The sequence below is a fragment of the Idiomarina sp. UBA3162 genome, assembly GCF_002364475.1.
Classification (GTDB): domain Bacteria; phylum Pseudomonadota; class Gammaproteobacteria; order Enterobacterales; family Alteromonadaceae; genus Idiomarina.
On the sequence record NZ_DEYI01000037.1, the window covers coordinates 12,216 to 27,902 of the forward strand.

Consider the following 15,687-nt stretch of genomic DNA (forward strand, 5'->3'; position numbering starts at 1 on the left):
TGCGATATCACCTTTCTGGTAATACAGCTTCTCAACAACGCCATCATCCTTCGCAGGAATTTCAACCATCGCCTTGTCGGTCATTACTTCAACAACCGGCTGGTCTTCTTTTACGGTATCGCCTTCGGCTACAAGCCATTCAACAATTTCACACTCGACGATGCCTTCACCAATATCCGGCAGAATAAAATCTTTACTCATGACATTGACCCTTAGTAGTTCATCGTGCGTTTAATGGCTTCGTAGATCTTCAGATGATCCGCCATATATTCTTTCTCATGGCACAATGGATAAGGAACATCCAAACCACACACGCGCGCAATCGGCGATTCGAGATACAGGAAACATTTATCTTGTACTGTCGCTGCAATTTCGCTCGCAAAGCCGCTGGTTATCGGCGCTTCTTGGCTGATAACTAAGCGTCCCGTTTTCAACACTGACTCAGTGACGGTCTTTACGTCCCACGGCAAAATCGTGCGCAGATCGATGATTTCACATGAAACACCGTCTTTCTCAGCAAGTTCAGCCGCTTTTTCAGTCATTTCCATTTGAGCGCCCCACGCGAGTAGCGTGATGTCAGCGCCTTCTTTAACCACCTCAGCTTGACCGAGAGGAATCGTGTACTCTTCCTCGGGTACATCACCGGTTGAAGCACGGTATAAGCGCTTAGGCTCCATGAACAGAACTGGGTTGGGGTCAAAGATACTGCTCAGCAATAACCCTTTGGCTTCGTATGGGTTACGTGGCATGACGATTTTTAGCCCCGGCGTATGTGCAAAATAGGCTTCCGGAGATTGCGAGTGATAGTGACCCCCTGCAATACCACCTCCATACGGCGTACGAATCGTTAAACCACCGACGTTAAACTCGTTACCTGAGCGATAGCGGAATTTAGCTGATTCGTTAACGATTTGGTCAAACGCTGGGAAGATATAATCGCCGAACTGGATTTCTGCAACGGCGTAACTACCTTGTGATGCCAAGCCATTCGCGAAACCAATAATGCCCTGCTCAACGAGCGGCGTATTAAAGTTACGGTGTTTACCATATTTCTCAGTTAAGCCTGAGGTCGCGCGGAATACACCACCGAAGCCACCAGTGTCTTCACCGAAGCTATATACGTTGTCGTGCTTAGCCATCGCCAGGTCTAAGGCGCTGTTGATGGCTTGTAGTAAATTCATTTTAGCCATTAGTCCAGTCTCCCCGACGTTTTCGGATAGGCATCCGGATATTTGCGAATGTGTTCTTTAAGTTCTTCAAGCTGTTCTTTTAGCAACTCATTCGGTTGGTCATAAACGTCATTGATAAGTTCATCAATGTGAGGAGCTGGCACTTTCTCGGCTTCTTTCAGTGCTGCTAAAACGCTGGCTTTAACTTTCTCATGCTGACTGGTGATGTGCTCTTCGGTCAACCAACCTTCGTTCAGCATCCACTTTTGCAGACGTTCAAGCGGATCTTTCACCTTCCACTCGTCTTCTTCATCACGTGTACGGTAGCCAGTCGGATCATCTGAGGTTGAGTGACCCGACATACGATAAGACATCGCCTCGATTAATACCGGCTCATCTTCTTCAACGGCGAGACGACGTGCTTCTTGGGTTGCTTTCAACACAGCAAACACATCATTACCGTCGACACGGATAGTTTTGATGCCGTAACCAATACCGCGAGGTGCAATACCGTCGCCGCCGTATTGCTCACCTTGAGACGGTGTAGAAATTGCGTAACCGTTATTTCGGCAGAAGAAGATCACGGGGACTTTATAAACTGATGCCATGTTCAGTGCAGCGTGGAAATCACCCTCAGAGGCAGCACCTTCGCCGAAGTAGCAAATAGTACATTTGCCGGTTTTATCCATTTTTTGGCCAAACGCGTAACCGGTCGCCTGTGGAATCTGAGTACCCAGTGGCGAACTGATAGTCATGAAGTTAAGCTCACGACACCCATAGTGAACCGGCATCTGACGCCCTTTACCGAGATCTTGTTCATTTGAGAACAACTGGTTCATGAACTGTTCAACAGTAAATCCACGATAAGCCAGCGCGCCTTGCTCACGGTACTGACCCATGATCATATCGCCTTGGTCTAACGCCGCCGCTGAAGCCACGCTTTCAGCTTCCTCGCCACGCGAAGCCAGGTAAAAGCTAATACGACCTTGGCGTTGTGCGGCAATCATGCGTTCGTCCAAGGTACGGATGAACAACATGGTGTCATGAATTTTAACGATGAGATCCTTATCGTACTCTGGCATCTCAACGCCTTTATGTAAGCTGCCGTCTTCTTTAAGAAGCTGCAACATGGGAATAGTTACTGAGTCACTGTCAAACCACTGTGACTGGGTCACTATCTCTGTATTGTGTTTTTTATCCTTGGCCATAACCTTCTCTTTCGGTTTTAAGCAGGGTGTAAAGTTGCCGCTACTTTACCTTTACGTAAAGTGTCATGCAAACAGCCCACGGGAGAATATCCAGTGGGCCTAGTGTAAATGGAAACGAACAGTTTTAACAAATATTATGCGGAGATTAGACCAGCTCGAGTGATTCTGTCGGCACTCGGATTACGGTCAACAAAGCGCGTTGCCCCAATGCCACCTGCGCATTAGGGAAAATAATGTGTTCGCCATCATGCTTTGCGTAAATATTTTCACCACCATCAACCGCTAATAGGTCGCCTTTATCAAAAGCGGTAAAGTTAGCTACGTCATCGGCGAAATTAAGTTCAAATTCTTCGTGTTGACGATTAATCGTCTGTGCTTCAGCAAACATAAAGTGCTGTTCTGGTTCAAACTCAGGGAAACTGAGCGCTTGCTCCCCGACTAAACGGCGCAACGTATCTTCTGCCGCTTGAAAATCCGCTCGATTATTCTCGCCAAATTTTTTCACTTTACCCAGCTCAACGGTAAATGCCTGAGCCCCGAAATTGTTATATGAAAAATAGGAGAATGTTGTGGTCGGCTGCTGGTTTAATAAAATGGTATCAACGCCACAAGCGAGCAAAAATTGCAGTTGTTCACGGTGATATGGCTGACCATTGGTAAATGGATGAACGGCAAATTTTTCGCGCTTCGAGTCACGAATCGCCGTGTGAAGATCATAGTGATAACGGCGACGCTCCCCCTTTGGGGCCGATGCATAAAAACGCTCGCAATAACCTTCAATTTCTTTCGCACGCTCGCGTTCTTTGTTTTGTTTATCGCCTTGGCTATGCGCACCGCTAAATAAACGGTTCATATTTTCTTCGACAAACCGCTGTTCAATATTAATTGAAGCCGGGTTTGCAATTAGAAACAGAACGCGATGAGCGACTGTCTGCTTACCCGAAATAATGTCCTGAATAATATCGCTGCAAATTTCAATCGGTGCGGTTTCGTTACCATGGACAGCACAGGATAAAATAATATCTTTGTCGCCAGTATGCTTCGGTTCAACAACCAGCACGCCACTGTCCCAAACCGTTAATTGAGTACCGTTATCTAGTGTTTTCTGAAATTGTTCGGGGTAGCCCCACTCATGTTCTCGAGTCCAGTTAAGAAAATTGCTAAACACTTGGTCCACCATCTTACTCCTTCACTTTTTTCCCGGGGACAAACCCTTTGGTCGCTAGCAAATCACGTAATACCCGTGATTTATATTCACGCCGGTACAGTACCCAGACGACGATGGCGCTTGATATCACCAGCATCACAGGGTGCAAAAACCATGACATGTACGCGAGTGCAAAATAATACGTTCTTAAGCCTTTATTATATTCATGACCGGATTGGTCCAATACTTTCGCAGCATGACGAGCAAACTCTTCCCGTTCTTCTTCTGGGCGCTGATTTTGCTGATAATTTACGCTGACACCGAGCAACACCGATACGAAACCAAACTGCCGTATAGCCCAAGTAAATTTGAAAAAGGCGTAGATAAATATAAGCGCTAGCACAGCAAGCTTAAACTGCACCATATTCACGTGTGCGGTGGGTGTTAGCGGCAGTTCGTTGAGGACATCAACCACCTGATCGGCATGCGCGAGTACAGTAATTACACCTGCCAACACCAGAATGGTCGACGAAGCAAAGAACGTCACTGTACGCTCGACGTTGCCAATAAGTGACGCATCGGCAATTTGATTGTCTTTGTGCATCACGTTCCGCATCCAGTCGATACGCAGCTCACACAGAATACTCGACAGACAGTGTGTGGTTTTAGCGCGTTTACGCGCGAACAGGGAATAACCTATCCAGCAAACAAAAAAGAACAACAAAACAATGATGTCGATCACTGATAGCAGCATAGCGTCCCCGTGCCTGTTGATTGTGCCTACATTAATCGCCTTATGTTAACAGTTTATGACAACTTTGATGAGCGGATTTTAAATTTACACGGGGTTGTAATTTCGGTCAGACACAAAAAAGCCGAGCTCAGTGGCTCGGCTTTTTAGCGTGCATTAACTTAGTAATCTTTTAATGCTTCTTCAGTGGTCTCTTCCTTGGGTTTAGGTGGTTTCGCTAAACCATACCAAGACAACATTGTTTGCGTGTTGCGTTTTGCATCATCCAAAATCAGATAGAGACATGGAATCAGCAACAAGGTGATAATCGTTGCGAAAATAATACCAAACGCTAAGGAGATCGCCATTGGAATAACGATCTTCGCCTGCAAAGATTTCTCTAACACGATTGGCAATAAGCCAAAGAATGTAGTCAATGAAGTCAGAGTAATTGCACGGAAGCGTCGACAACCGGCATCTAACACCGCATGACGCAATTGTGTACCCGCCTCACGCGCTCGGTTGACATAATCGACCATCACCAAGGAGTCATTCACCACGACCCCGGCTAAGGCGATAATACCGAACAAGCTCAGGATGCTTACCGGCATACCCAGAATCCAGTGGCCAATAATCGCGCCGATGATACCGAACGGAATCACTGACATAATGATCAAAGGTTGACTGTATGAGCGCAGCGGCACCGCCATCAGCGCGTATACTGCAAACATCGCTAATACACCACCGACTGCCAGTGAGCTGGTCGCTTCCGCCTCGTCCTGAGTTGCGCCTTGCAAACCAAAGCCAACACTTGGATGACGCTCCAAGATTTCAGGCAACTTCACATTGCGGATCTCTTGCACAATGCTAGACGGCTCGACTTCATCCTTGTTAACACGAGCTCTCACGTTGACTGAACGCTGACGATCGATACGCGTAATGGTGTCATAACCCTTCGAATGTTCAATCTCCGCTAACTCGGTAAACGGAATCTCGCCGCCGTCTGCAGTCCGTAACTTCATATCTTGCAAGTTACCCACCGATTGACGCTGAGATTCAGGGTAGCGAACCATGACTTTAATTTCTTCGTCGCCGCGCTGAATACGTTGAGCCTCAGCGCCATAGAATGCATAACGCACTTGCGTAGCTAACTCGCCCAGATCAATGCCCATGGCTTCTGCGAGTGGTTTGGTTTTTAGCAAAATCTCATCTTTGCCGTCACCGAATGTATCTTCGATATCAAACACACCATCATAAGTCGACATGACTTGCTTCAGCTCATCCGCCGCGGATTTAAGTTGGTCGAGGTTTTGTCCCGTCAACTGGAACTCAATATCGAAGCCACTGCCGCCGCCAATACCACCTTGGAAGTTAACGGTACGTACACCGGCTAATTCAGGCACATTTTCGCGCCATTTATTAACAATCGCATAGCCGTCGATCTCACGTTCTTCGCCTTTTTTCAATTCAGCAAAGATAGTGCCGCCGGTATTACCGTTCATCCAAATATTGGTATGACGAACAACACCTGAGCCCTCTTCTTCAGCGATAGTGTCATCAACCGACTTAAGCCCGTTCTCGACCGCTTTCAAGACTTCAATAGTACGCTCTTCCGACGTTCCGGGCTGCATCTCAATGTTTGCCTGAATAAAGTCACTCGGAATATCGGGGAAGAAAACCCAGCGTACGATACCACCACTAATCAAGCCAACCATTAAGATCAACATGCCCACGAATGTCGCTAACGTTGTATAGCGATAGTGAAGACACTTCTTCAGGAAAGGACGATAATAACCTTGTACAAAACGTTGCACCGCCGCAGCAAAGCGATTACGGAAACGCTGGAACGCATTCGGTTTATCTTTGCCATCTTTCGAGTACTTCATGTTGGCGATGTGCGCGGGCAGTATCAGCTTAGACTCAATTAATGAGAACATTAAGCACAGGATGACAACCCAGGCAATAGACTCCCAGATTGCGCCCATACCACCATCCACCATCAACATGGGCACGAACGCCACCATGGTGGTCAAGACACCGAACGTTGCTGGCATCGCAACGCGCTTCGCACCGCGCACAACGTTATCTATCGATTTGCCGTTTTCTTCGATCTCGGTATAGGCGCTCTCGCCTATGACAATGGCATCGTCCACGACTATACCGAGCACCAATATGAACCCAAATAAGGAGATCATATTAATGGACACATCAAACATCGGCAGCGGCATTAGCGCGATTGTACCTAAGAAACACACGGGAATGCCGATCATTACCCAGAACGCTAACCGTAGCTGTAGGAACAACGACAGCATGAGGAACACTAACAAGCCCCCCATCCACATGTTATTTAACATGAGGTCGAGACGGCCTTGCAGGTAATATGACGAATCCCCCCAATACGCGACTTTTACTTCATCAGGTAGCGAAGCATTTTTACGTTCCGCATAGTTTTTCACCACTTCAGCGATTTTAAGATCGTTCTGATCGCCTACCGAGTTAACCCGCACAAAAGTCGCTGGCTTGCCATCAAAGCGGGTGAACGCTTCGGTCTCGACAAAGCCGTCGGTCACTTGCGCAATGTCACCTAAGGTTAAACGAGTACCATCAGGGCGACTAATCAACACGATTTTCTCGAATTCATCACCCACGTACGCCTGATTATTAGCGCGCAATAAAATATCGCCGTTAGGTGTTTTAATAGAGCCACCGGCGACATCGAGCGAAGTGCCGCGCACTGCATTAACAATTTGCTGGAAGCTCAAACCATAGCGTTCGAGATCTTCTTGCGAAATTTCTACAGCGATTTCGTAACCACGTGCACCCACGACTTCAACTTTGGTAATTCCGCCTACTTGTTTAAGCTCGTCACGAACTTCTTTAGCCAACTCTTTGCGCTGCCGCTCCGTCACATCACCGTAAACAGTCATCCAGATCACGTTGCGGTTAGGTCGCACGCGATAGATGTTGGGCTTTTCAATTTGTTGTGGGAAGTTCGGGATGGCGTCCACCAGCATTTTAACTTCGTCCATCACTACTTGAACATCGTAATCGGGTTCAACTTCAATAGTGACTGAGCCGAGGCCTTCCTGTGAACGCGATGTCATCTCTTCAACGCCATCAACGTCTTCGAGCGCATCCTCAATCAACATAATAACGCCTTGTTCTACTTCTTGTGGCGCAGCACCTGGGAAAGGCACTTGAATGCTGATTACGTTTAATGAAATTTCTGGGAACATTTGCTTGCGAACGCTAAATATCGACATTACGCCCGCAACAACAATCAGGAATAACAGCAGGTTAGCGGCAACCGAGTTGCGCGCGAACCATGCGATAATGCCTTTATTAGTATCTTCTGTACTCATCGTCATGACCTCTTAGCGGTTCGCGTTGCTCGCCGTTTGTTCATTACCGGCTTCGCTACTATCCGACTCGGCAGACTGCTTGTTGTCGCCACTTTGTTGTTCTTTTTGTGCTGTCGATTCCATTTGCGCAGGGAGCGGATCGCCTTCTAAGCGAACGGGTGTTCCAGGCAACGGATTAGCTAACTGAGTCAGTACCACTTTATCGCCTCGCTCGAGGCCCGAACTGATAATCGAATCATTACTCTGAGTGCGAATCACTTGCACCGTACGGTGCTTAAGCACTCGCTCATCATCGACAATCCATACTGAGCTGTCTTCATTGATCGCGTAAGTCGGCACGCTCATCACATTCGATACCGACTGTCCTTCAATTTTGGCATCAACAAAACGGCCATAACGCAAAGTGGCGTTGTGCGTGTTGCCTTCTAGATTATATGGGTCGTCGACTTCTACCACGCCATAAATAACGCGGCTGTTTTCATCTAAAACGCCTTCAGTGCGAACTAAACGGCCCTGCCAGTCAGTACTTATACCGTTTACCATCGATTGCAAATGAACCGTAGGTTGCTTACCTTCGCTTGGCATATCAAGGTACGTTGTATCTAAGTCGCTTAATGGTAGGCGAACTTCGGCAGTACCGGTGCCATAAAGCATGGCAATTTGACTGCCTGAGCCGACAAACTGACCTAAGTCAGCTTGTTTAGAGCGCAAGATCGCATCGAATGGCGCACGAATCGTCGTACGCTCGAGGTTACGCTGTGCCATCGCTAAGTTTGCTTCGGCGGATTCAACCGCTGATAGCGCGCTCGCTAGCTGAGGCTTACGAAGACCTAAGGCAGGTGCCTCGCCATCTTTAAACATTGCCCACTCTTCTTCAGCGACACGCGCACGTGCTTTTTCTTCCTCAAGCGAAGCTTGGGCTTGTAGCAACTGTGCTTTAGCTTGTTGAACAGCGACCTTGTAATCACTTGGGTCAATCTGCAACAACATGTCGCCTTTGCTGAAAAAGCCACCGGCATTAAAGTTATCGGCGATTTCAATAATCTGGCCGCTCACTTCTGATAACAGCTGGGTGCTGTGTTTCGGTCGAACCGTACCCTGGGAATCGACGATAAACGTCATGTTCTCAGGTTGAACTTCTTTCACTTCGACCATTGGGGCGGGTTTAACGTTTTGTTTTTTCTCAGGCGGCTTACCCGCCATACTAGCGACTACGGCTAGCGCAATAAACAAAACTATAATCATCGGTGGGATAAAGGCTCTTTTCTTAATCTTCATAATTGTCGCTCAGTCAATTGGTTAAGAATATTTTGTTATAGCCTTATTATCGCCGCAATAAATGTAAATTGTTAGCACAGATGTGTTGCTATTTATGAGTTTGACCCCCTAAGTTGTAACGGACTATTACAAACGTAGCTGAAACCCTTGTTATCCCTCTAGTAGCCACCGTTCTGCCGCTTCCACCGCAGCCGGCTTACCACTTAACAACACAACATCATCGACTGCTAACTCAATTTGATCAGTCAAATCAGTCACTTCGACATCATCACGGCGAATCGCTTTAAGCTCTACATTACGTCTAGACCAGTCTAACTCTTCTACCGACTTACCGACCGCCCATGCGTGTTGAGGCAACGGTACGGCATGCAAAAACTGGAGCTTCTCTAGCCGTTCGGGATCCATATCCGTATGCGAACCCGGGAAAAAGCCATGCATATCGCCATAGTGATTACGTCGCTCTTGTTCCAGACGCGTAAGAATACGACGAATAGGCACACCTGAACGATTCAGTACGTGCGATATCAACATCAGACTCGCTTCTAGCGTATCCGGCACAACCTGCGAAGCGCCGGCTTCTTGCAACGCAGTCAAACGGCTATCATCGCGGCTTCGTACTAAGATAAAGGCGTCTTCGTTCATCGCGCGGATTTCTTTCAAGGTTTTTATCGCATAGGTGTCGTCGGCATAACTGATCACAATCAATGGTGCGTGTTGCGCGCCGACGGCACGCAAGATATCGCGCTTAGCGCTATCTCCAAAATACACTTTGGCGCCACCTGCCACCGCTTCTTGCACCCGCATCGGGTCGTTATCTATCGCGACATGTTTAATACCTTCAGCTTCTAGGAATCGTGATACGGTCTGCCCGACCCGCCCGAAACCACAAATAAGCGCCGGAGCCGCTTGTTCTTCTTCGGATTGATCCGAGCGGATACCTGATGAATCACCCTCATCGTGTGCCAAGAACGCGACCAAAGGCTGTAGTTTTTGAATGACTAATGGGGTAATCGCCATACTTAACACACCCACACCAATCAGAATGGAACTGATCCGAGGCTCTAAAAGACCATAGGACGCAGCCAACGACACAAGTACAAAGCCAAATTCACCCATTTGAAATAACGATACTGCCGCCGCCCAAGCATCACGTCGGTGTTCACCCATCATGCGCGCTACGCCTTGAATCAACAATACCTTAATCAGCGCCATAACCAGCAACGTCGCGACTATCCAATGAAACTCGAAAACCACCGCGTTAAGCGACAGTTGCATACCGACCGTGGTAAAAAACAGCCCCATTAAAATGTCACGAAAAGGACGAATATCGGCTTCGAGTTGATGCTTATACTTACTTTCGCCCAGCATCATACCGGCTAAAAAGGCCCCAAGTGCCATCGACAAACCAAATAAATGCGTCAGGCCGCCAGCGACCAAAGCCACCAATAACGTAGCGAGTACAAACAGCTCGTCAGTGCGCTGACGAGCGATTTCACGAAATAAGTACGGTAAAACCCATTTACCAATCAATAGTAATACTGTGATCACAGCCGCACCTTTAAGCAGCGCTAACAATAGGCTGTAAACAATATTTTCGCCGCCTTGTCCTGCAAGGAGCGGGATAGCAATTAATAGAGGAACGACCGCGATATCTTGGAATAACAATACGGCGACAGTCATTTGTCCGCGTCGCGTTGCCGTTTGCGAGCTTTCACTAAGTTGTTTTATCACCACCGCGGTTGAGGAAAGTGCGAGCGCTCCAGCTACAGCGAGTGCGGCTGTTGGGCTATCAAGCAACCAAAGTCCTAGCCCCATGAATAAGGCCAGTGATACAAGCACTTGAGCCGAACCCAAACCAAATACCCAACGCCGCATTGCGAGCATCTTGGGTAGCGAGAACTCTAACCCTAAAGAAAAAAGCAACAACACAATACCGAGTTCTGCGATCAGGTGGTATTCATTCGGGTCGGCTATCCAACCCATTACATCGGGTCCTGCGATGACCCCAGCGGTTAGATAAGCCAAAATCGCGGGCAACTTAATGCGTCGAAACGCCCATACCAACACTACGGCCACTGCGAGTAACATTAGTAGACTGGCAAATGTGCCGTACATAGGTTTCTCCTCATCGTTGTGCTTATGCTGTCAAAATAATAACACTGTTAAAGTGACAATTAGTGTAGTTGTTTAACTACATGATATTAATTGATTTTTACCCTGTGGCACAAATTTTGCTTTAACTCGCATTATCAATAATAACTCGACGTCATGTTAAATAAAGTCAATTCAAAAAACAGCGATAAATGTAGCATGCCACAAAAACTTTCGAGCTATTTGTCACGTCGCGAAGACTGGCAGAAGTCACGTTCACTTGCGGAGCGCTTACAAACAACCTTGGATGTAAGTGAATTCTTTGCACTTTTTGCCGCTCATTTGAACACCCGCATTCCAATAAAACAGATTCGCTTCGAAAGCGAGTCTTTGCATCACCATGTGCTGATACAAGAGGGGCCCACAGCAACCGAGCATGCGGTATTAGTCTATGCTGATGACCAACTACTCGGGCAAATAACGTACACTTTTCTGCAGCCACTTTCATTTTTGCAAAAGTTACGACTCAAAAAGATGCACGCTCATCTTGTCTTTCCGCTACGGAACTTGTTGGCATTCCAACAAATGAGCCAGCTCGCCTCGCGCGACCCTTTAACTCAACTCTACAACCGTACCATCATTAAGCCCCAGCTCGCTAAACTCATTAAAAATGCGGATCAACGAATACACTCAGTGATGATGATTGACTTGGATAATTTTAAACACGTCAATGATCGCGAGGGCCATGAAGTTGGTGATGAGATCCTACAAGAAATTGCTAACATCATTGGCGAAGAAATTGATCACGATCATGTTGCGGTTAGGTTTGGTGGGGACGAGTTTCTATTACTCTTACGTGAAACCGATCTACGCTCTGCACATGCGCTTTTTAAGCGTATGCAACAACGAATATGCGAACAGTCACTAATAAGCCAGTATGATATCAAGCTCAGTGCCGGCTCGGTACGCGTTCATCCATATTTCAGTGTCGAGCAGGTATTAACCCAAGTCGACGAAAATATGTATGCTGCGAAACGTGCCGGTGGCGCATGCCATATCTTTGATAGTCATTAACACGCACGTATTACCCCGAGCGCTCAAAGCTGACTTTGAAGGGGGCTGGGATTGACGAATCCGTACAAGTTAGCCAGCCGCACAAAGGCAACCATAACCAATCCCCAACGAGCAATACGGGTAAATCGTCGCGTAACCACCATGGAACGCGTGCTTGCTTCAACCACGCACGGAGTAACTTCCCACCCTGTCGACCTGGTTGGTAGAGTTTCTGTGATTTTATTGGCGTCGATAATTGTGCGACCGTGGTAAGTTCAATCGATACTTGGCTCTGCTGATCCTCAGTAAGTTGCCATTTGACGCGATCCCATGGACGAGCTAGCTGGGCACCCTGCTCATATAACTGAGGCGATTGAGTATCGGTCTCAAACCACCACAATGCCTTGGCATATAAATAAACGCTAGCCGCGCCCAAGCGCACTTCGACTTTTGCATCGCTCGAAGCATTCAGTGCTTGTTGCTGAATTTCTTGTAGTTGGGCATGTGACGGCATGCGCTGACAATCGGTATGCCGCGTTAACCAAAAACGAATAGCAGCGCGTTGCAGCGACTCCGAGTAATCACTCAGCTGAGCCACGCTGAGTCCCGTGCCTAACCAATAGTTTTGACACCATGCCTCGTTGAGCTTGTCAGCCAAGAGTTCATCTAGCAGTGCATCCTGCTCGGCACACAGCGCCGCTGAACGCAGTACGCTGCGACCGAACTGAGGCCAGCGCTGCTCCAGCTTGGGAATCACTTCATGACGCAAGTAATTACGTTCAATCTGGGTATCATAGTTAGTATCATCTTCAATCCAGGTCAATTCGCGTTCGTGAGCGTAACTTAAAATCTCTTCTTTGCTAATATCCAGTAACGGCCTCACCAGTCGCCTTTGTCCGATGAAGGGTTGCACCTCAGCCATAGAAGCAAGACCGCGGGGTCCGCTGCCACGTTTTAATTGCAACAAAAAGGTCTCGATTTGATCGTTGCGATGCTGACCCAATAAGATAACCGCGTTGTCATCGGTAAGCGCCGCTAAACGTTGATAACGGCGTTCACGCCCCATCGCCTCTTTAGATACTCGCGTTTGCTGTTCAAACACTAAGTCTTCAAAGTGGCTCGTCATGCCGTAATCGTCGACACTTTGCTTAATGGTCTGTGCCCATAACGGGGAGTCGGGATGAAAATGATGATCGAGATGGATAGCAAGATAGGCGTATAGCGGGTTTTCTTGCCGGAAGCGGTTTAAACAATCAAGTATAGTTTGAGAATCTGCGCCACCACCCAAGGCAACAACGAGTTGTTGCCCGGGCACTAATTCTAGGCGCTGTAAACTGTGCTGAAATTTAGAATACAGCGTTTTGGTGTTCATAGTCGGCTATTAGCAATAACCGAAGGACATCAACTTCTGATAGCGCTGATCGAGCAGTTGCTCTTTATCAAGGCCAATCAGCTCGCCTAAGTCAGCGTTTAATTGAGCTTTTAAGCGACTCGCCATTTCATCCATATTGCGATGTGCACCACCTAGCGGCTCTGGAATAATCGTGTCGATCAACCCCAGTGCTTTACTCTTGTCCGCAGTAACACCCATTGCTTCGGCCGCTAACGGAGCTTTCGAGGCACTTTTCCAAAGAATCGACGCACAGCCTTCTGGCGAGATAACTGAATACGTGCTGTATTGCAGCATATTAACGCGGTCGCCTACGCCAATCGCTAAAGCACCACCGGAGCCACCTTCGCCAATTACGGTACAAACGATAGGTACAGTAAGACGCGCCATGACTTTCAGGTTACGCGCAATCGCTTCACTCTGGCCACGTTCTTCAGCACCAATACCTGGATAAGCACCCGGTGTATCGATGAAGGTAATAATTGGCATATTAAAACGTTCGGCGGTTTCCATTAAGCGTAATGCTTTACGATAGCCTTCAGGCTTGGGCATGCCAAAGTTGCGACGAATTTTGTCTTTCGTCTCGCGTCCTTTTTGTTGACCAATGACCATCACAGGCTTGCCATCAAGACGCGCCACGCCACCGATAATCGCTTCGTCATTAGCGTAAGCACGGTCACCAGCCATTTCATCAAACTCAGTAAAAATGCGCTTGATGTAATCGAGGGTATAAGGGCGCAGTGGATGACGCGCTAATTGAGCAACCTGCCATGCACCTAACTCCGAGAAAATTTTCTCGGTCAGCTCTTTACTTTTCTGTTTAAGCCGTTTGAGCTCTTCTTCGATGTTTATATCAAGCTCACCACGTTCGCCAACATTCTTTAATTCTTCAATTTGGGCTTCGAGTTCGGCTATCGGTTGTTCAAAATCCAAAAAGTTTAGGCTCATTATTTAATGTTTCCTCTAAAACTCGAGCGTGACCCACTGTTCACCCAGTAGATCCTGTAAATGATGTATTAGTTCGTCAGTTGGCTCAACATACCATTGAGCTCCAACGTTCATCGAGGCCAACGCGCGTTCACCTCGGTAATGAATTTTTACTGGGCAGGTGCCTTGTGCAAAGGGTCGCATTGTCTCAGCAAGACGCTTAGTCAGACCCTTTTCAATCTGTTCACCGGTCACCGTGATGGCCAGATGTTTAACAAAACTGGCACGTGCCTGTTCAATTGTCATTACTTCTCTAGCGACCATTCTATTACTGCCAGAGAAGTTATCAAATCGTACCTCACCTTTTGCCCACAAAATTCTGTCTTTTTCGAGCACGTGTTGGTAACTTTCGTATTCATTACTATACAGCATCACGTCCATACGTGCGCTTTTATCGTCTAGCGTAACAATGGCAAATCGCTGTCCACGTTTATTGGTAATCACACGGACATCAATCACCAGTCCCGCTACACCTACATATTCATTCTTGCGAGTTTCATTGACGTTTGCCAGTGCGCCTACGACATAGTGCTGCAACTCTTCTCGAAAGCGGTTGATGGGATGACCAGTAAGATACAATCCCAATGTCTCACGCTCACCTTCTAGCCAAACGGCCTCTGGCCATGGTCGTACTTTCTCAAACTCGTGTTCGACTGCATCAGGTTCCGTCGTTAATACACCGAACATGTCGGCTTGCCCAATACTCTCCGCTTGGCGGTGCTGCACTGCTTGACGCATCGCTTTCTCTAGCGAAGCCATCAAACTTGCTCGGTGCGGACCTAAGTTATCCATTGCACCCGCACGAATTAAACGCTCAAGGACACGCTTGTTCAGTTTCTTTAAATCAACTCGACAGCAAAAATCAAACAAGTCGGTAAATGGACCGCCTTCGTTACGCGCTTCTAAAATCGCCTCAATGGGTGCCTCACCCACACCTTTAATAGCCCCAATACCATAGACTACGCGTTGTTCGTCATCCACCGTAAATTTATACACGCCTTTGTTGACGTCCGGAGGAAGCAGCACTAAGCCCATGCGTTCGCATTCATCCGCTAAGGTGACAATTTTATCGGTGTTATCCATGTCAGCCGACATGACCGCCGCCATGAATTCAGCAGGATAGTGCGTTTTCATCCATAAGGTTTGGTAAGAGACTAGCGCATATGCGGCCGAGTGAGACTTGTTGAAACCGTAGCCCGCAAACTTCTCTACCAAGTCAAAGATCTTCATGGACAGTTCGCCATCAACACCATTGGCTTCAGCACCTTCTTT

General features: G+C 47.6%; 12 protein-coding genes. 1 reads left to right on the plus strand and 11 read right to left on the minus strand.

The genetic code is table 11. The features are described 5' to 3' along the window. The 8 genes from B2X00_RS04090 to B2X00_RS04125 all read right to left on the minus strand — a co-directional run. On the minus strand, nucleotides 1-201 hold a 201-nt coding region (locus B2X00_RS04090; protein WP_290486230.1), incomplete at its 3' end, for a biotin/lipoyl-containing protein. 11 nt (nucleotides 202-212) lie between these two features. Beyond that, the gene (locus tag B2X00_RS04095) at nucleotides 213-1,190 is read right to left on the minus strand and encodes an alpha-ketoacid dehydrogenase subunit beta (RefSeq protein ID WP_006955708.1); all 978 of its coding nucleotides are present in this window, start codon (nucleotides 1,188-1,190) and stop codon (nucleotides 213-215) included. Continuing rightward, nucleotides 1,190-2,377, minus strand: a complete 1,188-nt coding sequence (locus tag B2X00_RS04100) for a thiamine pyrophosphate-dependent dehydrogenase E1 component subunit alpha (protein ID WP_006955709.1) — start codon at nucleotides 2,375-2,377, stop codon at nucleotides 1,190-1,192. Before B2X00_RS04100 ends, B2X00_RS04095 begins: the two co-directional genes overlap by 1 nt. 145 nt (nucleotides 2,378-2,522) lie before the next feature. Next, nucleotides 2,523-3,554, minus strand: a complete 1,032-nt coding sequence (astE, locus tag B2X00_RS04105; protein ID WP_290486238.1) for a succinylglutamate desuccinylase — start codon at nucleotides 3,552-3,554, stop codon at nucleotides 2,523-2,525. 4 nt (nucleotides 3,555-3,558) lie between these two features. Beyond that, nucleotides 3,559-4,278, minus strand: a complete 720-nt coding sequence (locus tag B2X00_RS04110) for a DUF599 domain-containing protein (protein WP_290486231.1) — start codon at nucleotides 4,276-4,278, stop codon at nucleotides 3,559-3,561. A 158-nt stretch (nucleotides 4,279-4,436) separates the two neighbouring features. Further along, nucleotides 4,437-7,616 carry an efflux RND transporter permease subunit gene (locus B2X00_RS04115; protein ID WP_290486232.1) on the minus strand — a complete coding sequence of 1,060 codons (3,180 nt, stop codon included), beginning with the start codon at nucleotides 7,614-7,616 and terminating at the stop codon, nucleotides 4,437-4,439. Between the two features lie 12 nt (nucleotides 7,617-7,628). Next, nucleotides 7,629-8,894, minus strand: coding sequence for an efflux RND transporter periplasmic adaptor subunit (locus B2X00_RS04120; RefSeq protein ID WP_290486233.1), 1,266 nt, complete (start codon nucleotides 8,892-8,894; stop codon nucleotides 7,629-7,631). Nucleotides 8,895-9,044: 150 nt separating this feature from the next. Beyond that, nucleotides 9,045-11,009, minus strand: coding sequence for a monovalent cation:proton antiporter family protein (locus B2X00_RS04125; RefSeq protein WP_290486234.1), 1,965 nt, complete (start codon nucleotides 11,007-11,009; stop codon nucleotides 9,045-9,047). Nucleotides 11,010-11,204: 195 nt separating this feature from the next. Between B2X00_RS04125 and B2X00_RS04130 the strand changes: the two genes are divergently transcribed. Continuing rightward, nucleotides 11,205-12,059, plus strand: a complete 855-nt coding sequence (locus tag B2X00_RS04130; RefSeq protein WP_290486235.1) for a GGDEF domain-containing protein — start codon at nucleotides 11,205-11,207, stop codon at nucleotides 12,057-12,059. Nucleotides 12,060-12,069: 10 nt separating this feature from the next. Here the strand turns inward: B2X00_RS04130 and tilS are convergent, their stop codons facing one another. The 3 genes from tilS to B2X00_RS04145 form a co-directional block, all read right to left on the minus strand. After that, nucleotides 12,070-13,410, minus strand: a complete 1,341-nt coding sequence (gene tilS / locus B2X00_RS04135) for a tRNA lysidine(34) synthetase TilS (protein ID WP_290486236.1) — start codon at nucleotides 13,408-13,410, stop codon at nucleotides 12,070-12,072. A gap of 9 nt (nucleotides 13,411-13,419) precedes the next feature. After that, on the minus strand, nucleotides 13,420-14,376 hold the full coding sequence (gene accA, locus B2X00_RS04140; protein WP_290486237.1) for an acetyl-CoA carboxylase carboxyl transferase subunit alpha: 957 nt from the start codon (nucleotides 14,374-14,376) through the stop codon (nucleotides 13,420-13,422). Nucleotides 14,377-14,391: 15 nt separating this feature from the next. Continuing rightward, nucleotides 14,392-15,687: OB-fold nucleic acid binding domain-containing protein (locus tag B2X00_RS04145; protein WP_349677037.1), on the minus strand; the 1,296-nt coding region annotated here is incomplete at its 5' end.

Coding starts and splice junctions, on each gene's coding strand:
- B2X00_RS04115 (WP_290486232.1), bottom strand. CDS start 7,616: ATGAGTACAGAAGATACTAATAAAGGCATTATCGCATGGTTCGCGCGC.
- B2X00_RS04110 (WP_290486231.1), bottom strand. CDS start 4,278: ATGCTGCTATCAGTGATCGACATCATTGTTTTGTTGTTCTTTTTTGTT.
- B2X00_RS04130 (WP_290486235.1), top strand. CDS start 11,205: ATGCCACAAAAACTTTCGAGCTATTTGTCACGTCGCGAAGACTGGCAG.
- B2X00_RS04100 (WP_006955709.1), bottom strand. CDS start 2,377: ATGGCCAAGGATAAAAAACACAATACAGAGATAGTGACCCAGTCACAG.
- B2X00_RS04120 (WP_290486233.1), bottom strand. CDS start 8,894: ATGAAGATTAAGAAAAGAGCCTTTATCCCACCGATGATTATAGTTTTG.
- B2X00_RS04095 (WP_006955708.1), bottom strand. CDS start 1,190: ATGGCTAAAATGAATTTACTACAAGCCATCAACAGCGCCTTAGACCTG.
- B2X00_RS04125 (WP_290486234.1), bottom strand. CDS start 11,009: ATGTACGGCACATTTGCCAGTCTACTAATGTTACTCGCAGTGGCCGTA.
- accA (WP_290486237.1), bottom strand. CDS start 14,376: ATGAGCCTAAACTTTTTGGATTTTGAACAACCGATAGCCGAACTCGAA.
- tilS (WP_290486236.1), bottom strand. CDS start 13,410: ATGAACACCAAAACGCTGTATTCTAAATTTCAGCACAGTTTACAGCGC.